The organism is Deltaproteobacteria bacterium, assembly GCA_005879535.1.
GTDB lineage: Bacteria > Myxococcota > Myxococcia > Myxococcales > 40CM-4-68-19 > 40CM-4-68-19.
This window is the reverse complement of record VBKI01000065.1, coordinates 98,000-116,894: the sequence shown is the minus strand read 5'-3', so window position 1 is coordinate 116,894 and position 18,895 is coordinate 98,000. Positions and strand designations below refer to the sequence as shown.

17 protein-coding genes and 1 pseudogene are annotated in these 18,895 nt (G+C 69.3%); 7 read left to right on the top strand and 11 right to left on the bottom strand.

Translation table 11 applies throughout. The annotated features are described in order from the left end of the window. Positions 1-5: 5 nt before the first annotated feature. The 7 genes and pseudogenes from E6J58_12980 to groL all read right to left on the bottom strand — a co-directional run bounded on the left by E6J58_12980 (position 6) and on the right by groL (position 9,839). Positions 6-647 carry a hypothetical protein gene (locus tag E6J58_12980; GenBank protein TMB37029.1) on the bottom strand — a complete coding sequence of 214 codons (642 nt, stop codon included), beginning with the start codon at positions 645-647 and terminating at the stop codon, positions 6-8. After that, positions 647-1,420, bottom strand: a complete 774-nt coding sequence (locus E6J58_12975; GenBank protein ID TMB37028.1) for a type III pantothenate kinase — start codon at positions 1,418-1,420, stop codon at positions 647-649. The genes E6J58_12980 and E6J58_12975 overlap by 1 nt, the downstream gene beginning before the upstream one ends. Before the next feature lie 59 nt (positions 1,421-1,479). Then, entirely contained in the window at positions 1,480-2,508 is a 1,029-nt protein-coding gene (locus E6J58_12970) for a biotin--[acetyl-CoA-carboxylase] ligase (GenBank protein TMB37027.1), read from the bottom strand. Next, positions 2,508-3,389 (bottom strand): carboxylating nicotinate-nucleotide diphosphorylase, encoded by an 882-nt coding sequence (nadC, locus tag E6J58_12965; protein TMB37026.1) that lies wholly within the window; start codon positions 3,387-3,389, stop codon positions 2,508-2,510. Before nadC ends, E6J58_12970 begins: the two co-directional genes overlap by 1 nt. 761 nt (positions 3,390-4,150) lie before the next feature. Next, a pseudogene (locus tag E6J58_12960) lies at positions 4,151-6,850 on the bottom strand (valine--tRNA ligase). Positions 6,851-6,918: 68 nt separating this feature from the next. Further along, on the bottom strand, positions 6,919-7,980 hold the full coding sequence (locus E6J58_12955; GenBank protein ID TMB37025.1) for a response regulator: 1,062 nt from the start codon (positions 7,978-7,980) through the stop codon (positions 6,919-6,921). A gap of 167 nt (positions 7,981-8,147) precedes the next feature. Beyond that, positions 8,148-9,839 carry a chaperonin GroEL gene (gene groL, locus E6J58_12950; GenBank protein TMB37024.1) on the bottom strand — a complete coding sequence of 564 codons (1,692 nt, stop codon included), beginning with the start codon at positions 9,837-9,839 and terminating at the stop codon, positions 8,148-8,150. A 105-nt stretch (positions 9,840-9,944) separates the two neighbouring features. Between groL and E6J58_12945 the strand changes: the two genes are divergently transcribed. The 4 genes from E6J58_12945 to E6J58_12930 all read left to right on the top strand — a co-directional run bounded on the left by E6J58_12945 (position 9,945) and on the right by E6J58_12930 (position 14,585). After that, positions 9,945-10,598, top strand: coding sequence for a hypothetical protein (locus E6J58_12945; protein ID TMB37023.1), 654 nt, complete (start codon positions 9,945-9,947; stop codon positions 10,596-10,598). Further along, entirely contained in the window at positions 10,598-11,002 is a 405-nt protein-coding gene (locus E6J58_12940; protein ID TMB37022.1) for a hypothetical protein, read from the top strand. Before E6J58_12945 ends, E6J58_12940 begins: the two co-directional genes overlap by 1 nt. Positions 11,003-11,030: 28 nt before the next feature. Continuing rightward, the gene (locus E6J58_12935; protein TMB37021.1) at positions 11,031-13,577 is read left to right on the top strand and encodes a glycerol-3-phosphate acyltransferase; all 2,547 of its coding nucleotides are present in this window, start codon (positions 11,031-11,033) and stop codon (positions 13,575-13,577) included. A gap of 81 nt (positions 13,578-13,658) precedes the next feature. Next, a complete protein-coding gene (locus tag E6J58_12930; GenBank protein ID TMB37020.1) occupies positions 13,659-14,585 on the top strand; it encodes a class I fructose-bisphosphate aldolase in 927 nt (308 codons plus the stop codon). A 14-nt stretch (positions 14,586-14,599) separates the two neighbouring features. Here the strand turns inward: E6J58_12930 and E6J58_12925 are convergent, their stop codons facing one another. From E6J58_12925 to E6J58_12915, 3 genes are read right to left on the bottom strand one after another with little or no spacing between them, the layout of a single operon-like run. Further along, entirely contained in the window at positions 14,600-15,358 is a 759-nt protein-coding gene (locus E6J58_12925) for a hypothetical protein (protein ID TMB37019.1), read from the bottom strand. Beyond that, positions 15,355-15,729: a 6-carboxytetrahydropterin synthase gene (locus tag E6J58_12920; GenBank protein ID TMB37018.1), complete on the bottom strand. Its 375-nt coding sequence runs from the start codon at positions 15,727-15,729 to the stop codon at positions 15,355-15,357. Before E6J58_12920 ends, E6J58_12925 begins: the two co-directional genes overlap by 4 nt. 14 nt (positions 15,730-15,743) lie before the next feature. After that, positions 15,744-16,523 carry a Crp/Fnr family transcriptional regulator gene (locus E6J58_12915; GenBank protein ID TMB37017.1) on the bottom strand — a complete coding sequence of 260 codons (780 nt, stop codon included), beginning with the start codon at positions 16,521-16,523 and terminating at the stop codon, positions 15,744-15,746. Here E6J58_12915 and thiS point away from each other — a divergent pair. Genes thiS through E6J58_12900 form a run of 3 tightly spaced genes read left to right on the top strand, consistent with a single transcriptional unit; the run spans position 16,522 to position 18,100 of the window. Further along, the gene (thiS, locus tag E6J58_12910) at positions 16,522-16,722 is read left to right on the top strand and encodes a sulfur carrier protein ThiS (protein ID TMB37016.1); all 201 of its coding nucleotides are present in this window, start codon (positions 16,522-16,524) and stop codon (positions 16,720-16,722) included. The two genes, E6J58_12915 and thiS, sit on opposite strands and share 2 nt — an antisense overlap. A gap of 2 nt (positions 16,723-16,724) precedes the next feature. After that, positions 16,725-17,507, top strand: coding sequence for a thiazole synthase (locus E6J58_12905; GenBank protein TMB37015.1), 783 nt, complete (start codon positions 16,725-16,727; stop codon positions 17,505-17,507). After that, entirely contained in the window at positions 17,504-18,100 is a 597-nt protein-coding gene (locus E6J58_12900; GenBank protein ID TMB37014.1) for a thiamine phosphate synthase, read from the top strand. The genes E6J58_12905 and E6J58_12900 overlap by 4 nt, the downstream gene beginning before the upstream one ends. Here E6J58_12900 and recO read toward each other — a convergent pair. Then, positions 18,094-18,894 (bottom strand): DNA repair protein RecO, encoded by an 801-nt coding sequence (recO, locus tag E6J58_12895; protein ID TMB37068.1) that lies wholly within the window; start codon positions 18,892-18,894, stop codon positions 18,094-18,096. The two genes, E6J58_12900 and recO, sit on opposite strands and share 7 nt — an antisense overlap. Between the last annotated feature and the right edge of the window lies 1 nt (position 18,895).

Below are 18,895 nucleotides of genomic sequence, written 5' to 3'. Positions count from 1 at the left end.
CTCCGTCAGCCCTCGACCTGGGCGAGAGGATCCAGTTGGGCGCGCCTGGAGAACTTCCAGGTGAGCTTGCCGATCCACTTGTTGAGGAAGAAGCTTCGCGGCAGCCAGGGGATGGGCGGCGGCCTGCGCAGGCCCAGGGCGGCGAACTCGGCCGTCACCCGTGGGTCGTCGGGCGACAGCTCCATCGCCTTGCGCAGCGCGCGCACTGCCTGCTCCTTGTTCCGCGTCACCACCAGCGCGCGCGCCAGGTTGACCAGCGTCTCCGTGGTCTGCAGACCTCGGCGCAGCGCTTCCTCGCAGAACCGGATTCCGCGCTGGCGATCGCCCTCGACCAGCACCAGCGTGAGCCCGTAGTTGGAGAGCACGCGCGGGTCGTTGAGGTTTCGCCGCCAGGCCCGCTCGAAGATCTCGTGGGCCGCGCGCGGATCCAGATCGAGCAGCGAGCGGCCCTCGTCGAGGATCTTGTCCACGTCGCCACGGTGGACCAGCGCCGTCGACGGAGGGGGAGGCGCCACCACCGGCCGACTGGCGTTCGTGACCGGCTGTGCGCGCGGCGTCACCCGAACGGTGGCCCGAAGCGCGTCCAGCTCGGAAGGAGTGGCGCCGGCGCGCGGCAGCTCCGGCCTGTCGTCGTCGTTCTCCGGCATCACCGGTCGCCCGCGTTGCGCTGATAGATGATCCTCAGGCCATCGAGCGTCAGCTGGTCGTCCACCACCTCGATCTGCCGGGACACCGATCCGATCAGCGGAGCCAGCCCGCCGGTGGCGACGACCTTCACCGGGAAGCCCAGCTCGTCCTTCATCCGGGCGCAGATGCCGTCGACCAATCCCACGTATCCGTAGACCAGGCCGCTCTGCATCGACGCGACGGTATTGCGCCCGACGACGTGCTCCGGCCTCTCGAAGCCCACGCGCGGCAGCTTGGAAGCCCGGTGGAACAGGGCCTCCATCGAGATGGCGATTCCAGGGGCGATGGCGCCGCCGAGATACTCGCCCTTGGGCGTGACCGCGTCGAAGGTGGTGGCGGTGCCGAAGTCGACGATCACCAGGCCCTGCGGCCATTTGTCGTAGGCCGCAACCGCGTTGACGATGCGGTCGGCGCCCACCTCGCGGGGATTGTCGTAGAGGACCGGCATTCCCGTCTTCACGCCGGGCCCGACGAAGAGCGGCTTGCGCCCGAAGAAGCGCTTCGACATCTGCTCGAGGGAAAACACCATGGGCGGCACGACGCTGGAGACGATCACGTCGTGCACGTCGGAGATGCGCAGCCCCGCGAAATCGAAGAGAGACTTGATCTGCAGCCCGTACTCGTCGCCGGTGCGATCCTTTTCCGTCTGCACGCGGAAGGAATCGCGCAGCCTGTTCGCGTCGAAGACTCCCAGCACGGTGTTGGTGTTTCCGACGTCGATCGCGAGCAGCATCCGGTGCAGTATCGGGAGCGTTTCAAGCTGGCGTCAATCTTCCTTGCACCGACGGCGACCTACAGAGTCTCGCAGTGCTCCACGTCGCCCGCCACGACGCGCACAAGGGCCCCGCGGGCCGCGCGTACGAGCAGCGCTCCGTCGTCCGCCAGGTCCACCGCGTCCCCTTCGATCGGCCGCTCGTCGCCGGTGATGCGCACCTTGCGGCCGAGCGTGCTGGAGAGCTCGCGCCAGCGATCGGCCACCGGGCCGAAGCCCTCGGTTTCGTGCAGGCTGAGCCACTCCTCGAGGTGCTCGAGGAGGCGCGCGCACACGAGCGGGCGCGGCTGCCGCTCCCCGCTCTCGAGCAGCAGGCTGGTGGCGACCGGCCGCAGCTCCTCGGGAAAGTCGTGCATCTGCAGCGTGACGTTGAAGCCCACCCCGAGCACGGCGTGGCGGATGCGGTCGGTCTCCGCGCGCAGCTCGGTGAGCAGGCCCGCGATCTTGCGGCCCTTGCATTCGATGTCGTTCGGCCACTTGATGCGCGCGCTCTGGGCCCCCAGCTCTCGCGCCGCCTCGGCAACGGCGACGGCCGCGGCGAGCGTGATCTCCGGGGCGCGCGTGGGTCCGATCGCTGGGCGGAGGATCACCGAGAACGTCGCCGCCTTCCCGCGCGGCGCTACCCAGGCCCTGCCGCGCCGGCCACGGCCGTGCTTCTGGAAGTCACCGATCACGACCTCGCCGTGCAGGGCGCCAGCATCGGCGAGGCGGAGCGCCTCGTCGTTCGTCGAGTCCACTTCCTCGAAGTGGTGGATCCGCCGGCCGAGCTCGCCGCTCGCGAGCAGAGGTCCGATCTGTGCCTCGCCGGGGTGATCCGGCACTTCGACCAGCCGGTACCCGACGCCGCCGCGGGTATGGATGACGTATCCGCGGGCGCGCAGCGAATCGATGCGCTTGAGCAGCTCGGCGCGGGGAACGTCGAGCTTGTCGCAGAGGACTCCGCCCGAGACGAAGTCGTCGGCGCACTCGAGGAGCAGCCCGAGGACGATGGCATCCTGCCGCACATCGGTCCAATGCCCCTCGCTAGCCGGTGCGAGGGAAGCGGGCATCAAGCGCCCTCCACCATCAGGCTGAGGTCGACCGCAGGAGCGGAGTGCGTCAGGGCGCCCACGGATACGTAGTCTACCCCGGCGGCGGCCACGCGCGGGAGCCGATCGAGCGTCATCCCCCCGCTTGCCTCCAGCGGCACACGTCCGCGGACATGCTGGACGGCTCGGCGCAGGTCGTCGTCGCCGAGGTTGTCGAGCAGAAGCATGTCGGCGCCGGCTTGCAGCGCCTCGTCGATCTGCGCCAGCGTGCTGACCTCCGCTTCGACCTTGAGCAGCGGGTGCGCATGGGCGCGGGCCCGCCGGACCGCCTCCCCGATTCCGCCGGCGGCGGCGGCGTGGTTGTCCTTCACCAGGATGCCGTCGAACAGGGCGCCGCGGTGGTTCAGGCCCCCGCCCGCGCGGACGGCAGCCTTCTCCAACATGCGCATTCCCGGAGTCGTCTTGCGCGTATCGAGCAGCCGCGTCTTCGTTCCCGCCAGCGCCTGCGCGTAGCGCCGGGTGAGCGTCGCGATGCCGCAGAGCCTCATCAGCAGATTCAGCGCGGTGCGCTCGCCGGTGAGGACGGCACGAAGCGAACCGCGGACGCGCAGGACGCCATCGCCGGCAGCGGCCGCGTCGCCTTCCCCTCTCAGCGCCTCCAGCTCGCACGTCGGATCGAGCGCGCGGAAGACTCGCGCGGCGGCGGAGACGCCGGACACTACCAGCGTCTCCTTGGCGAAGATCAGCGCGCTTCCGCGGGCGGCTGCGGGGACGCAGGCCTCGGCGGTGCGGTCGCCGGGGCCCACGTCCTCCTCGAGCGCAAGCGCGATCAGCCGCCCGACGGCGTCGTCGGGACGTCCCGGATCGAGCTCCGGCCTGCCCTGCGGGCCGGAACGCGGCATCCCTACTTCGTGCCCTTGCGCGGCGACGGGCGGCGCTTTCCGCCGCTCTTGCCGCGCGCGCCCTTCTGCGCGCCGCGCCCCTGGCCCTTGCCGCGCACGTCGGCGCGCGACTGCGTCCGCATCGGGCGCTTGCTCTGCTTCTTCATCTTGCCGCCGGCGCCGCGCGTTCCCTTCTTCGCTCCGCGCGCCGCTGCGGCGCGGCCCGCCTTTCGCCCGAGGCCCACCTTCCCGGCCTTGTCGGCCTTGTTGCGGCCGCCGCGAACGCTCTTCGCACCCGCCTTCGCCTTGTGCGTCTTCGGACGGCTGCGCGCCACGGCGCGCTCCGACGACTTCGCCTGGGCGATCTCCGCCCGCTCCTCGTTCTCCTCTTCCTCCGGGACGGGGCCCCGGTGCTCGTCGGAGCCCGGCACCTTTTCCATGATCCCGCGCGCGATGGACTTCACCCTCGAGATCGCGCGGGCGGCGAGCCCTTCCGCTTCGTCCTCGTCGCTCGCCTGCATCCCCTCGCCCCCGGAGCGCGCGGTGCCCATCACTTCCTCGCCCGCTCCCGCTTCTTCTCCGGCTCCAGACTGCTGCGGCGGCGGTCTGGATTGTGACGGCCTGGGCTCGGGCGGCCTCGACGGCGGTGGCCTGGACTCGGGCGGCTTCGACGGCGGTGGCCTGGACGGCGGTCTGGACTGCGGCGGCCTCGACGGCTGACCCGGCGTTCCCGAGCCCGGACCGCCGTGCGTTCCGAGCTGATCGAGGTTGCGGCTGCCCTGCTCCGCCGATGTGCCGTCGCCCTGCGGCTGCTGTGGCTTCTTGTCTTCCATCGTTCCCTCCACACCGGTGACGCGCGCCAGGTGACGCGCGAGCTTCTCCCGCTTTCCGGCGAGCTCTTCGGCCCGGGCGCGGTCCTTCTCCACCACTTCCTTCGGAGCGCGCTCGACGAACCCCGCATTGTCGAGTCGCTTGCGCAATCCCTGCAACTCCGACTCGGCGCGTGCGATCTCCTTCTCGACACGAGCCCTCTCCGCCGCGAAGTCGATCAGGCCCGCGAGGGGGAGATGGACCTCGACCTCCGGCTCCACGTGGACCGCGGCCTGCCGTGGGCGCGGCGCGTCAAAAGTGTTCAGCGTCACCTCGCCGGCGTTGGCGAGGTGCTGGAACGCGCGCTGGTGCCTCGCGAAGACCGCGGGATCCTTGGCGAAAAGGACCAGCGGCACGCGCTGGTTCGGGGGAAGGTTCACCTCGCCGCGCACGGAGCGCGCGCCGTCGATGGCGCGCGAGATCACGTCCATCTCCCGCTCGGCGTCCTCGTCGCGGGCGCCGGGAGCCGGAAAAGGCGCGAGCATGATGGTGGTGCCGCTGCGGTTGGGAAGGCGCTGCCAGATCTCCTCGGTCACGAAAGGCATGACCGGATGCAGCAGCCGCAGCGCGCCCTCCATCGCCGTCAGGAGCGCGTTCTGCGCTCCGGCGCGCTCTCGAGGCGTCTTCTCTCCGTAGAGCGCCGGCTTGCTCAGCTCGATCGCCCAGTCGCACAGCTCGTTCCAGATGAAGCGGTAGATGCCGTTCGCCGCGTCGCTGAGCTGGAATTCGTCGAGCGCGCCGCGCGTCTCGGCCGTACAGCGGTGGAGGCGGCTGAGGATCCAGCGATCGTAGACGCTCGCGGGCTTCGCGCGCGGGTCGTAGCCGTCGGCGTTCATCAGCACGAATCGGGCTGCATTCCAGATCTTGTTCGCGAAGGCGCGGTACCCCTCGATGCGTTTCTCGTCGAGCTTGATGTCGCGGCCCTGCCCCGCCATCGATGCGAGTGTGAAGCGCAGCGCATCCGCGCCGTGCCTGGTGGTGATGTCGAGCGGGTCGATCACGTTCCCGCGCGTCTTCGACATCTTCTCGCCGTCCTTGTCGCGCACCATCGCGTGCAGGAACACCACGCGGAACGGCACCTGGCCCATGAAGTGGACGCCCAGCATTGCCATGCGCGCGACCCAGAAGAAGAGGATGTCGAACCCGGTCTCCATCACGGAGTTCGGATAGAACGTCTTCAGCGCGGGCGTCTGGTCCGGCCAGCCGAACGTCGAGAACGGCCACAGCCCGGACGAGAACCAGGTGTCGAGGACGTCCGGATCCTGCCTCAGGCGACTGGAACGACACTCGCCGCATTGCGCCGGCTGCTCGCGCGCCACGGTGACGTGACCGGAATCGCAGTACCAGGCCGGGATCTGGTGGCCCCACCAGAGCTGGCGCGAGATGCACCAGTCATGGATGTTGTTCAGCCAGCGCAGGAACTCCGCGCGCCAGACCGCCGGCACGAACCGCAAGTCGTCGACCCTGGCGACCACCGCCGCCGCCAGCGGTTTGGTCCTGACGAACCACTGCTTGGACATGAGCGGCTCGACGATGCTGTTGCATCGCTGGCAACGGCCGAGCGCCATGGTGTGCGGCTCGGTCCCACGCTCGAGACCGAGCTCCGCGAGCCGTGCCTTCAAGGGTCCTCGCGCCTTGATCCGGTCCTGTCCCCGGAACGGTCCGGCGTTTTCGTTCAGCGTCCCGTCGGGATTGAGGATGTTGATGAACTGCAGCCGGTGCCGCCTGCCGGATTCGAAGTCCTCGAAACTGTGCGCCGGCGTGACCTTGACGGCGCCGGTGCCGAACTTCGGATCGACGAGCTCCGCATCGGCAATGATGGGGAACTCGCGGCCGGTGATGGGGTGGCGCACGTTCCGGCCGATCATTGCCTTGTAGCGCTCGTCCTCGGGATGCACCGCGATGGCGGTGTCGCCGAGCATCGTCTCCGGACGGGTGGTGGCGACGACGATCTCGCCGGACCCGTCGGCGAGCGGATAAGCGAACTTGTACAGCTCGCTCTTCACGGCCTCCTCGTGATCGACTTCCAGATCGCTGAGCGCGGTGCCGTCCCTGACGCACCAGTTGATCAGCCGCTCCGCGCGGTAGAGCAGGCGCTCCTCGTAGAGGCGGACGAAGGCCTCCCGCACCGCCCGCGAGGAGTGCTCGTCCATGGTGAACCGCTCGCGGTCCCAGTCGAGCGAAGCCCCCAGCGCGCGGTGCTGCAGCGCGATGCGGTTCCCCGACTCCTCCTTCCACTCCCACACGCGCCGCAGGAATTCCTCGCGACCGAGATCGTGGCGCGACTTCCCCTCCTTCTTCTGCAGCTCGCGCTCGACCACCATCTGCGTGGCGATGCCCGCGTGATCGATTCCGGGCATCCAGCAGACGTTGAACCCGTTCATGCGCTTGTAGCGCGCGAGCGCGTCCTCGATGGTGGCGGTCAGCGCGTGCCCGAGGTGCAGCGAGCCGGTGACGTTGGGCGGCGGAAGCACCATCGAGAACTGCGGCTTGTCGCTGACGTCCTCGGAGCGAAAAAAGCCTTGCTCCTCCCACCAGCGGGCCCAATGCAGCTCGACTCTCGCGGGCTCGTATGCCTTGTCGAGATCGCTTTCCACCCGCCGCTCGCTCATGGCGCGCGGGTAGATACCACATCAGACCGAGCCAGGCAGCGGAGCCGCAAGCCGCGCAAGGAGAGACTCTACGCGCCCCGCTCCTTGATCAGCCGCTCGAGCTCTTCGCGGATGATGGTCTCCGCCAGCTCCGGCACGACTTCCCAGGCGATCTTTTCGATGACTTCCCGACTCGCCCGGGACAGCGCTTCGCGGAGCAGCGCCTCGCCTCCGTCACCCGGAGGAGGAACCACGCTGAGAGCAGGCTTGTGCGCCGCCGAGGGTACGGGCCGCAGCGGCGTCGGTGTCGGCGTTGCAGTCTCTTCGACCACTTCCTCGTCGAGCGGTATGTCCTCGTCGTCGAAGGCTTGCGCCGCCGGAGGGGGCGGACGCGAGGCGGCCGGAGGCTGCGACGGCCGCGGCGGCGGAGGCGGCGGCTTCGACGCCGGGGGCGCGGTGGGCCTGGCAACGGGCGCGCCCGGCACGGGCGGTTTCGCGGGGGGCGGCGGCGGTCTCGGTGCCGGCGGCGGAGCGGATGGGGCGGGCCTCGGGACGGCCGGCGGACGAGGCGGGTTCGACGTCGGCGTCGAGAAAGGAGCTTTCGGGGTGGCGCCCGCAGGCATGGGCGGCCGCGCCATCACCATCGTGCTCCCGGCGCCCGGCGATACGGCAGGCGCGGAGATGGCAGGCCTCGGCACCGGCTGCGGCGGATTCGAATTGCGCGCTGGAGGCGCCGGCGGCTTCGACGGCGCCGAAAAAGCGGGCGCCATGACCGGTTTTGCCTTTGGATTCGCCAGGATGGTCTTGACGTGCTCGATGAGCTTCGCGCTGTCGAACGGCTTCGGCATATGCCCGTTCGCGCCCACCGCCATCGCCTTGGCTGGGTCGATGGGCGCCGGCCCGCCGAGCAGCAGCACCGGGACGTCCTTCAACGAAGCCTCGCCGCGCACGCGCTGACAGAGCTCGTACCCGCTGAGCTTCGGCATCGTGACGTCGGCGAGAATGAGGTCAGGTTTCGACTGCTTCGCCGCCTGGAGCGCCGCTTCTCCGTCGCTTGCCGTGATCAGCTTCACGTCCTCGCCCGCAAACGTCATGTTGACCGCCTGCTGGATGGTCCTGGAATCGTCGGCGAGGAGCAGGGTCTTGGGCATGCGCGCGGCCTCCACCGCGGATGCCAAAGGAGTACAAGGTTACAGGGGTCGAGGCAAGCTTTCGAAACCCCGCGAAATCGCCTCGTTCTCTCGCATTTTCGCGCCCGAAACGCGAGAGGCGCGCCCCCGCGGACGCGCCCCTCGAAAGCAGCCGGCAACGACCAAAATCAGTAATCCAGGTCGTCGCCGCCGCCGTAATCCATACCCCCCATTCCGCCCATCCCACCCATGCCACCCATGCCTCCCATCCCCCCGCCACCGGCCGGCGCCGCCTTGGTCTTCTTCTTCGGTTTTTCGGCGACCATCGCTTCGGTGGTGAGCAGGAGGCTGGCGACGGATGCCGCGTTCTGCAGCGCCGTCCGGGCCACCTTGGTGGGATCGATCACGCCCGCGGCGACCAGGTCTTCGTACTTGTCGGTGCGCGCGTTGTACCCGAATCCAGCCTGGCCTTCCTCGACCTTCTGAAGGACGATGCTTCCTTCCAGTCCGGCGTTGCCGACGATGCGTCGCAGGGGCTCCTCCACGGCGCGGCGGACGATCTGGACACCGACCGCTTCGTCGCCGGAGACCTTCATCTTCCCGAGCGCCTTGCGGGCGCGAAGGAAGGCGACGCCGCCGCCCGGCACGATTCCTTCTTCGACGGCAGCCCGGGTGGCGTGAAGCGCGTCCTCGACGCGCGCCTTCTTGTCCTTCATCTCCGTCTCGGTCGCGGCTCCGACCTGCACCACGGCCACGCCGCCGGCCAGCTTCGCCAGCCGTTCCTGCAGCTTCTCCTTGTCGTAGTCCGAGGTGGTCTCCTCGATCTGCGCCCGGATCTGCTTGATGCGCCCTTCGATGTCGCGCTTCTGGCCGGCGCCGTCGACCAGCGTGGTGTTGTCCTTGTCGATGGTGATCCGCTTGCAGCGGCCGAGGTCGTTGATTCCGACCTGTTCCAGCTTCTTGCCGAGCTCCTCGGCGACGACCTGCCCGCCAGTGAGGACGGCGATGTCCTTCAGCATCTCCTTGCGGCGATCGCCGAAACCCGGCGCCTTCACCGCGGCGACCTTGAGCGTGCCGCGCAGCTTGTTCACCACCAGCGTCGCGAGCGCCTCGCCTTCGACTTCCTCCGCCACGATGAGAATGGGTCGGCCGGTCCGCACCACCTGCTCGAGGAGCGGGATGAGATCGGCCATCGCGCTGATCTTCTTCTCGGTGATGAGGATGAAGGGATCCTCCAGCTCCACGACCATCCGCGCCGGATCGGTCACGAAGTACGGCGAGATGTACCCGCGGTCGAACTGCATGCCTTCGACCACCTTCAGCGTGGTCTCGAGGCCTTTGGCCTCCTCGACGGTGATCACGCCTTCCTTGCCGACCTTCTCCATGGCGTCGGCGATGATGTTGCCGATGGTCTCGTCGCCGTTGGAGGAGATGGCGCCGACCTGGGCGATCTCGGTCTTGCCCTGGGTCTTCGTGCTGAGCTTCTTCAGCTCGTCGACGACGGCGGTGACCGCCTGCTCGATGCCGCGCTTGAGCGCCATCGGATTGTGGCCCGCCGCAACCAGGCGCATTCCCTCGCCGTAGATCGCCGCCGCGAGCACGGTGGCGGTGGTCGTGCCGTCTCCGGCGACGTCGCTGGTCTTGGTGGCCACCTCGCGCACCATCTGCGCGCCCATGTTCTGGAAGCGGTCGCCGAGGTCGATTTCCTTCGCGACCGTGACGCCGTCCTTGGTGATGGTGGGAGCGCCGAACGACTTCTCCAGCACGACGTTGCGCCCCTTGGGGCCGAGTGTCACAGCCACCGCATCGGAGAGGATCTTCACTCCCCGCAGGATCTGCTCGCGCGCCGCCTGGTGAAAGCTGATCTCCTTCGCCGCCATGAAAGTGCCTCCGGTGGGTAAACGGGGGCGCGAATGTAGACAGGCGCGAGAACCTGTCAAGAGCGGCTTGTCAGCAGGCGGAGGTTCGACTACTCAACCGCGCCGATGATCCTCCTCTCGCTCGTGCTCGCCGCCCAGACCGGCACGCTCGCCGGCAAGGTGACCCTGAGCGGGCTTGCCCCCAAGCTCGCCAACCTGCCCGTGACCCGCGACATGAAGACGTGCGGCAACAACAAGCCGGACGAGTCGCTCGCCATCTCCGAGGGAGGGACCGTCAAGAACGCCGTCATCTGGTTCACCGACGTGCCGCTTCCCAGGGACTTCAAGCCCGGAAAGGAGAAGCTCGATCAACAACAGTGCGTCTTCGTCCCTCACGTTCTCGCCGCGCCGATCGGGACGACCGTCGACGTGGTGAACAGCGACAAGGCGCTGCACAACGTGCGGGCGCAGGCCGGCGAAGTGAAGCTGATGAACTACGCAATGCCCATCCCGGGCCACGTCGTCCCGACGAAGCTCAAGAAAGAAGGCATCTTCAAGGTGAGCTGCGACGTGCATCCCTGGATGCGGGGGTGGCTCCTGGTGCTGCCGACGGCCGCGTTCGCCATCACCGGCGAGGACGGCACTTACAAGATCGGCGGCGTGCCGTCAGGACGGCACATGGTCCGCATCTGGCACGAGCGCCTCGGCGAACGCGACGCGCAGATCGAAATCCAGGCCGACCAGACCGCCACCCACGACGTCCAGTACAATCCGCGCTGATGGCCGCCCAACTCGATCCGGCGTTCCTGGTGCAGTGGGTCCGCGCCGAAGTCGAGGACGAGCCCGGCCTCTTCGAGGCGCTCTGCTCCCGCGCGCAGGCCGACGGTCTCACCGAAGAGGAGGCGGAGGTCGACGTTGCCGGCCAGCTCGCGGAGCGGCGCGGGCTGCTCGATGCGCTGGAGCGCGCCGCAGGCGATCTCTGGCTGAGCGAGGTTCGCGAAGCCCGTGGAGCCACCGAAAAGCTGGAGCGCTCCGGCAGTGCCGCGTGCGTCGCGTGGCTTCGGGCAACGCCGGGTGCGGCCGCACGGCTGGAGCGCCTGGCGCGCGCGCTCGCCGGCGAACCCGGCAGGGCGGTCGCCGAGCTGGCAGGGCTCGGCGGGTCCCCCGGTTGCTCCACGCGCTGAGATGCGGTGCTCGGAGTAGAGTGGCGCCATGGCGGACTCGGCGCCCGGCACGCAGGTCGTTTCCGCGCCCCGCGCCATGACGCCACGGCGGAGCGGGCGCTACGGCCCCTTCGCCCGCTGGCTGCTGCGGAAGCTGTTCGGTCCGGTTCCCTTTCCCGCGGACGCCGTCGCGCCGCTGCAGAAGCTCGCCCAGGAGGCGACGCTCGTCTACGTCCTGCGCTCGAGCTCGCTGCTCCATCTGCTCTTCTTCAACTGGAGATTTTCCAGCCTGGGGCTTCCCCTCGCGCGGGCCGCGACCGGGCTCGGCTACCGGATCTTCGCCCCGTTCGCCCGCTGGTACCTCGGCGGAACCCAGGTGCGGGCCAACGAGGGAGGCGAGATCGCGAACGTCTCCGAGGCGGTGCGCCGCGGCGAAGCCGCCATGGTCTTCCTGCGCGCGCCGCGGACGCTTCCCTCGGCGGTGACCACGCTGCCGGATCCGTTCCCGACGCTGATCGAGCTGCAGCGCAACCAGTCGCGTCCCATCGCGCTGGTGCCGCTCACCTTCCTCTGGCGAAAACGGCCGAAGAAGCTGGGTGGGTCGTGGCGCGATGCGCTCTTCGGCGAACCGGAGGCGCCGGGCGCCATCCGCACGTTCCTCGGTTACCTCCTCAATCGGCGGAACGGCTACGTGACGGTCGGCGAGACGGTGTCGCTCGCCGACGTGAATGCGATGAACGCCGGGGCAGAACCGGCCCGGGTGGCGCGGCGGGTGCGCGGTTGGCTCCACCAGCACCTGGCGCGCGAGACGCGGGTGGTGACCGGACCACCGCTCAAGACCGCGGATCGGGTGATCGACGAGACGCTGCGCGACCTTTTGCTGCGGCGCGCGCTCGCCGAGATCGCGCGCGAGCGCGGCCGCTCGGACGAGAGCGTGGAGCGCGAGGCGCGCAAGGACCTGCGCGAGATCGCCGCGCGGTACAAGCCGCTCGTCGTCGACATTCTCAAGCGCCTGCTCGACTTCGTCTTCCACCGCATCTACGACGGCGTCGACGTCGACGAAGAGGGCATGAAGCGGCTGGTCGAGGCGAGCAAGAAGGGGCCGCTGATCCTCTGTCCGTGCCACAAATCGCACATCGACTACATGATCCTGTCGATGATCTGCGACGACTACGGCCTGCAGCCGCCTCACGTCGCCGCGGGCGACAACCTGAACTTCTGGCCGGTGGGGAGGCTCCTGCGCGCGGGCGGCGCATTCTTCATCCGCCGCAGCTTCCGGGGAGACCGCATCTACTCCGCCACCATGGGCGCCTACGTGAAGCGGCTGCTGCAGGACGGCTTCACGCAGGAGTTCTTCATCGAGGGAGGACGGTCCCGCACGGGCAAGCTGCTGCCGCCGAAGTTCGGAATGCTCACGCTGGAGGTGGATGCCTGGCTCACCGGCGTGAAGTCGGATGCCTGGTTCGCCCCGATCAGCCTGTCGTACGAGCGGATCGTCGAAGCGCGCAGCTACCAGCACGAGCTGCTGGGCGGCGAGAAGCAGAAGGAGGACGCGAAGGCCCTTCTCTCGGCGACGAAGGTGCTGCGCCGCCGATACGGACGGATCACCATCCGTCCGGGAGAGCCGATTTCGCTCGCCCAGCTCTTCCGCGAGCGCGGCGTCGATCCGAAGACCGTCACTGCCGACGAGAAGAAGAAGCTGGTGCAGCAACTCGGCCTGCGCATCGCCGCGGGGATCAACGCCGCCGCTCCACTCGCCCCGACCGGCCTGGCCGCCGCGGTCCTGCTCAGTCACGACCGCCGCGCGCTCAGCGAGACCGAGATCCTCGACCGCGCCGAGTTCCTCCACACGGCGGCCCTGGATGCGGGCGCGCATGGCTCGAGCGATTCGATTCGCGATGTGGTGCGAAACGCTGTCGAATCTCTCTGCGCGGACGGGACGCTCGTCCCGCACGAAGCCGGTGGAGAGCGCTTCTACGCGGTCCCGGAAGAGCGGCGGATCGCGCTCGACTACCACAAGAACGGGATCCTCCATTTTCTCGTGGCTCCCGCGATCCTCTCGGCAGCGCTCCGCTCCTTCCGCGGGCAGGCGGCGCCCCACGCCGACCTGCTGCGACGCGCCCGGGAAGCGTCGCGGCTCGTCAAGTACGAATTCATCTTTCCGCCCGGCAAGAGCCTGGAGTCGACGGTGGACGAGACGTTCGCGCTGCTCCTGCGCTGGGGGCTCGTGGAGCGCGCCGGCGACGCCGTCCAGCCGGCCGCACGCGGGCTGCGGATGCTGTCGCTGCTGGCGGAGCTGCTGCGGCCATTCGGCGAGGCGGCCTGGGTAGCGGCGGACGGCCTGAAGCTTCTCCTCGGCGGCCCCTTGCCGGGACGGGAGTGGATGCGGCAGACGCTCGACCGCGGGCGGGCGGCGTATCTCGCGGGGCGGATCCTCCGACTGGAGGCGCTCACCAAGCCGACGCTGGAGAATGCGCTCCAGATGCTTCGCGATCGCGGAGCGGTGGTGGGGGCGAAGATCCAGCTCACGCCGGACTGGGCGTCGAAGGAGAAGATCGCCGCGCTGGCGGACGAGGTCGATCTGTTCCTGCGGTAGCCGTCGCCTTCCGTGTGAGGAACTTCAACCGCCGGCGACCGCATTCTTGAAAGGCGGCAGGGGGCGTTCTAGGTTGCGCCCATGGAAACGACTTCGCGCGTTCGCGAGATCCTGAGCTGGTACCCGTCCGACAGCCCGGGCACGCTCGCCAACCTCTATCGGCTCCTCATGCACGGCCGCCTCGCCGGCACCGGCAAGCTGGTGATCCTGCCCGTCGACCAGGGCTTCGAGCACGGCCCGGCGCGCTCTTTTGCGCCCAATCCGCCCGGATACGACCCCGAATACCACGTGCAGCTCGCCATCGACGCGGGTTGCAACGCCTATGCGGCGCCGCTCGGATTCATCGAGGCGGTGGCGGGAAAGTACGCAGGCCAGATTCCTCTCATTCTCAAGCTCAACAACAGCGACACTCTGAGCAAGGGCCATTCGCCCGAGAGCGCCGTCACGGGCTCCGTGAAAGACGCGATCCGGCTTGGCTGCGTCGCCATCGGCTACACCATCTATCCCGGGTCGGCGTCCCGCAATCATCAATACGAGAATCTGCGCGCGCTGGGAGAGGAGGCGAAGGGGCACGGCCTTGCGGTCGTGACCTGGTCGTATCCCCGCGGGGAAGGCATCACCGACAAGAAGGGCGAGACGGCGGTGGACGTCGCGGGTTACGCCGCCCAGATCGCGTGCCAGCTCGGGTCGCACGTGGTGAAGGTGAAGCCGCCGGGCGACTTCATCTATCAGCCCGAGGCCCAGAAGGTGTTCGAGAAGTACAACATTCCCTGGAAGACGCTGGCGGACCGGACGCGCCACGTAGTGCAGAGCTGCTTCAACGGCAAGCGCATCGTCATCTTCTCGGGCGGCGAGGCGAAGGGCACCGAGGACATCCTCACCGAGATCCGCGGTCTCCGCGAAGGCGGCGCATTCGGGTCGATCGTGGGCCGCAATGCGTTCCAGCGACCGCGAGAGGAAGCCATCCAGCTGCTGCGGCAGATCATGGACATCTATCAGGGGAAGTAAGCGCGCCCCTGCAATTACGGCCTGGCTTCGGCTGCCGTTTCCGGTTCCGGGGCGGGGCGCACCGCGGCCCATTGCTCGGAGGTGGGCTTCAGCACGACGGTCCGGCTCTCGCCGACGCCGCCGATCAACTCCTCGCTGCACGGCGCGGAAGAGCACTCCAGCCGCGCCTGCGAGACGGGACCGTCGCCGGCAAGCTCCGGACGAACGAGGCCCACCCTGCACGGCTTGCCGTGCGGCACGAAGAGCGTGGCGAGGCCGTCGACGAGGCCCGCCCGTGACTCCCAGGTGTCGCTTCCACAGACAGCGCGTACGGCGACTTTCGCCCGCGGTTGGCCTTGCGGGCGCAGGATCTCGACGAGGATGCGGGCTGGCCGCTCGACCACCGTCGTCCACATCGCCGGCTTTCGCGGAACGACGACGACCACGCCGGTCTGCACCGGCGCGTGGAAGCGGTCTGGCGGCGTCACCTCGCAGGTCCACGGTCCGCGCGCGAGGCCGGGCCATTTCGCCTCGCCGAACACGTCCGTGCTGCCGGCATGCGAGGTCTGGCCATCCGGCGACGTGCAACGGACGCGGGCGCCCATGATCGGGTCCTTCTTCTCGTCCTGGAGGTGGACGACGAGCGGCCCCGGCATGCGGAAGAGGAGCGCGAGGATGGCGATGACGCCGGCGATCACGCAGACCACCACCACGGCCTCGATCTTCGCGGCCAGCCGGTAGCTCCAGAACCAGGGAGTGAAATCGGCGTGCTGTCTGCCGACGCCATTCTTCACGGGGCGTACTCCGCGCGGTTGTTGTCCGTCTCCCACACTTCGACCCTGCAGATCCGGACGCGCGCGTCGTCGAACCGGCGGCCGAGCTGCTCGCAGAGATAACGCGCCAGCTCCTCTGCGGTGGGGTTGCGCTCGCCCTCGCGGAACGGCTCGACGTCGTTCAGGTTCAGGTGATCGAATCGACCGGAGATCTCCACGGCGGCCTTCTTCAGCTCCGCGAAGTCCAGGACGTAGCTCGTCCGGTCCAGCTCCTTCGCCTCGGCGTGGACGAGGATGCGGTAGTTGTGCCCGTGCAGCGCCTCGCATTGCGTTTCCGAGAGGCGCACCTGGTGCGCGGCGCAGAACCAGAGCTGCTTGGAGACACGGTACATGCAGGCGTGCGTTTCTACGCCGCGTCCTCCACCTTCTGCAAGAACCCCCAGCGGACCAGGATCTGCTTTCCCTGCATTTCCAGAAGTCCGCGCCGGGTGAAGTCATTGAGGGCCCGGGAAACCGTCTCGCGCGAGGTCCCGATCAGGCCCGCGATCTCCTGCTGCGTCGGCCGCTCCTTGATCAGCAAGCCGCCGTCCGCCGGCTCGCCTTCCTTCTGCGCGAGGTCCCGGATGACCCGAGCCACGCGACCGTAGACGTCGAGCAGCGCCAGGTTGCCGATCACCTCGTCGGCGTGGCGCAGGCGGCGCGACATCTCGGCCAGGATGGCCATGGCCGTGATCGGGTGCGCCGTGAGGTGCGTCTGGAAGGCTTCCCGGTCCAGGCCGAGCAGCTCCGAATTCTCGAGCGCCACCACGTTGGCGGAGCGGGGTTGCCGGTCGAGGAGCGCCATCTCGCCGAAGAAATCGCCGGCGTGCAGAATGCTGAGGATGATCTCGCGGCCCGTCTCGCCGTAGAGCACGACCTTCACCTTGCCGCTGGCGATGACGAACAGCGCGTCTCCGGCCTCCTCCTGGCTGACGATGACGGATCCCGCCTCGGCCTGCTTGTGCCAGACCCGGCCCGCCAGATCGGCGAGCGTCTGCTGCGGCAGCTCGCGGAAGATGGATACCTGCCGCAGCAGGTCGGTGTTGTCCAAGGACGCTCCGGGTGGATTTCCGAGTCTCGCCCATCGGGTCCACCGAGACAAGCGCTGCTTGACCCCACCGGGCCTCGGGCCTAAGACCCGAGACATGCAAGCGACGGTCAACGGCGAGATGATGGAGCTGCCCGACGGCCTCACCGTGTCGGCGCTGCTGCAGCACCTCGGCGTCCGCGGCGATCGGGTCGCGGTGGAGCGCAACGGAGAGGTGGTGAAGAAGGCGCGCCACGGCGAGCAGAGGCTCGCCTCCGGCGACGTGCTGGAGATCGTCACCTTCGTGGGTGGAGGCTGAACATGGACGAGCTGGTTCTGGGCGGCCACCGCTTCACTTCGAGGCTGGTGGTCGGCACCGGCAAGTACAAGGACTTTGCCACGATGAAGGCGGCGCTCGAGGCGAGCGGCGCGCAGATGGTCACCGTCGCCGTGCGCAGGCTCGATCTGCAGGCGAAGGGCGAGGCCTCGCTGCTGCACTGGCTTCCCAAGGACATGGTGCTGCTCCCCAACACCGCGGGCTGCTTCACCGCCGAGGACGCGGTGCGCACCTGCCGACTCGCGCGCGAGCTGCAGCTCGGCGGCGAGAATCCGCTGGTGAAACTCGAGGTCCTCTCCGACCCGAAGACGCTGCTGCCCGACGCCGAGGAAACGATCCGGGCGGCGAAGCAGCTCGTCGCCGAAGGATTCCGTGTGCTGCCGTACATCAACGACGATCCCATTGCCGCCAAGAAGCTCGAGGACGCCGGCTGCGTCGCGGTGATGCCGCTCGGCGCGCCCATCGGCAGCGGCCTGGGCCTGCGCAACCCCTACTCGCTGCAGATGATCCTCGACCAGGCGAAGGTCCCGGTGATCGTCGACGCCGGCGTCGGCACCGCCTCGGACTGCGCCTTGTGCATGGAGCTGGGTGTTTCCGGCCTGCTGATCAACACGGCCATCGCCGGAGCCAAGGATCCCGTCACGATGGCCCGCGCGATGAAGCTCGCGACGGAGGCCGGCCGGCTGGCCTACCTCGCGGGACGCATCCCGAAGAAGCTCTACGGGAGCGCCTCGAGTCCGCTCGCCGGAGTGATCGGCACCGCGTGATCCGGCTGTACCTGATCACTCCGCCTTCCGCCGATCCGGCCCAGCCGGTCGCCGCCGCATTGTCCGTGCTCCCGCGTGGCGGCGCGGCCGTGCAGCTCCGGCAACCTGCAATCGCTCCCCGCGAGCTCCTGGAGAGGGCGCGCGCTCTTCGCCGGATCTGCGACCGGTTCGCGGCGCCGCTCCTCGTCAACGACCGCGCCGACGTCGCGCTCGCCGCCGGCGCGGACGGCGTGCATCTGCCCGCGCGCGGCCTGCCCCCCGGCGACGCGCGCTCCCTCGGGCTCCGCCTCGTCGGTGTGAGCGTCCACTCTCCCGACGACGTGGCGCGCGCGTCGCGCGACGGCGCCGACTTCGCTGTCTTCGCGCCAGTCTACGAGACGCCGGGAAAGCCGGCGCGCGGCGAAGCCGCGCTGGCGGAGGCCTGCCGAGCCGCCCCGATCCCGGTGCTCGCGCTCGGCGGTGTCGACGAGAACAACGCCTTCCGCTGCCTCGCGGCCGGCGCGCGCGGCGTCGCATGCATCCGCAGCGTGCTCGGCGCGGCCGACCCTGCTGCCGCCGCCATCGGCTTGTGGAAGTCGATGGCCTCCTACTGAGGCGCACCGACCTGGGCGAGGAAGTCGACGCTGCGCAGCGTCCGACCGACATGGTGCTGCAGGAACAGGCGCAGCGGCCGCTGCGCCTGCGCGCAGGCGTCGTCGAAGCCGCGCGCATCCGCCGGACGGCCCGATCCGTCCGCCGACTGCGGCGCGTCCGCCGCCGCGAGGCCGCCGGTCCGCAGCTGCAGCAGCGCCGCCCGGGCGCCATGGGTCAGGGTCAGGGGCGTGCCCGTCCGCGCTGCACCGGTGCACCTCGAGCAGACGACGCCGCCGGCGTCGGGATCGAATCCCGCGCGCCCGGGAGGAACTTCGGAGCCGCACCGCGCGCACGCCCCGAGCTCCGGCGCGAACCCCGCCGATTCGAGCGCGAGCAGCTCGAGCGCCCGCAGCCGCGCGCTGCTCGCCACGCCCGCTTCCAGGCGCGTGAGGAAATCCTCCATCAGCGCGAAGAGCGCGTCGGCGGGCTGGCCCGCGCGCGTCAGCTCGTGGATCAGCTCCGCCGCATAACCCGCGTGCGCGATGCGGTGGAGATCGTCCCTCAGGCGGGGATGCGCTTCCACCACCCGCGCCTCGCGAAGCGCCCACAGCTCCTGCCCCTCGCGCTCCGCGACCAGCGCTTCGACGCGCTGGAACGGCTCGAGCGCGCCGCCGAATCGCTTGCGCGAGCTGCGCGCGCCCCGCGCGAACGCGGAGATCCGTCCCCTCCCCCGCACCAGCAGGTGGACCACCGCGTCGGCTTCGCCATACGCGATGGCGCGAAGCACGAGAGCGTCGACGCGATGGGCGCGCAGG

Excerpts from the sequence above, each read along its gene's own strand:
- E6J58_12980 (TMB37029.1), bottom strand. The coding sequence starts at position 647 with ATGCCGGAGAACGACGACGACAGGCCGGAGCTGCCGCGCGCCGGCGCC.
- E6J58_12975 (TMB37028.1), bottom strand. The coding sequence starts at position 1,420 with ATGCTGCTCGCGATCGACGTCGGAAACACCAACACCGTGCTGGGAGTC.
- E6J58_12970 (TMB37027.1), bottom strand. The coding sequence starts at position 2,508 with ATGCCCGCTTCCCTCGCACCGGCTAGCGAGGGGCATTGGACCGATGTG.
- nadC (TMB37026.1), bottom strand. The coding sequence starts at position 3,389 with ATGCCGCGTTCCGGCCCGCAGGGCAGGCCGGAGCTCGATCCGGGACGT.
- E6J58_12955 (TMB37025.1), bottom strand. The coding sequence starts at position 7,980 with ATGCCCAAGACCCTGCTCCTCGCCGACGATTCCAGGACCATCCAGCAG.
- groL (TMB37024.1), bottom strand. The coding sequence starts at position 9,839 with ATGGCGGCGAAGGAGATCAGCTTTCACCAGGCGGCGCGCGAGCAGATC.
- E6J58_12945 (TMB37023.1), top strand. The coding sequence starts at position 9,945 with ATGATCCTCCTCTCGCTCGTGCTCGCCGCCCAGACCGGCACGCTCGCC.
- E6J58_12940 (TMB37022.1), top strand. The coding sequence starts at position 10,598 with ATGGCCGCCCAACTCGATCCGGCGTTCCTGGTGCAGTGGGTCCGCGCC.
- E6J58_12935 (TMB37021.1), top strand. The coding sequence starts at position 11,031 with ATGGCGGACTCGGCGCCCGGCACGCAGGTCGTTTCCGCGCCCCGCGCC.
- E6J58_12930 (TMB37020.1), top strand. The coding sequence starts at position 13,659 with ATGGAAACGACTTCGCGCGTTCGCGAGATCCTGAGCTGGTACCCGTCC.
- E6J58_12920 (TMB37018.1), bottom strand. The coding sequence starts at position 15,729 with ATGTACCGTGTCTCCAAGCAGCTCTGGTTCTGCGCCGCGCACCAGGTG.
- thiS (TMB37016.1), top strand. The coding sequence starts at position 16,522 with ATGCAAGCGACGGTCAACGGCGAGATGATGGAGCTGCCCGACGGCCTC.
- E6J58_12915 (TMB37017.1), bottom strand. The coding sequence starts at position 16,523 with ATGTCTCGGGTCTTAGGCCCGAGGCCCGGTGGGGTCAAGCAGCGCTTG.
- E6J58_12905 (TMB37015.1), top strand. The coding sequence starts at position 16,725 with ATGGACGAGCTGGTTCTGGGCGGCCACCGCTTCACTTCGAGGCTGGTG.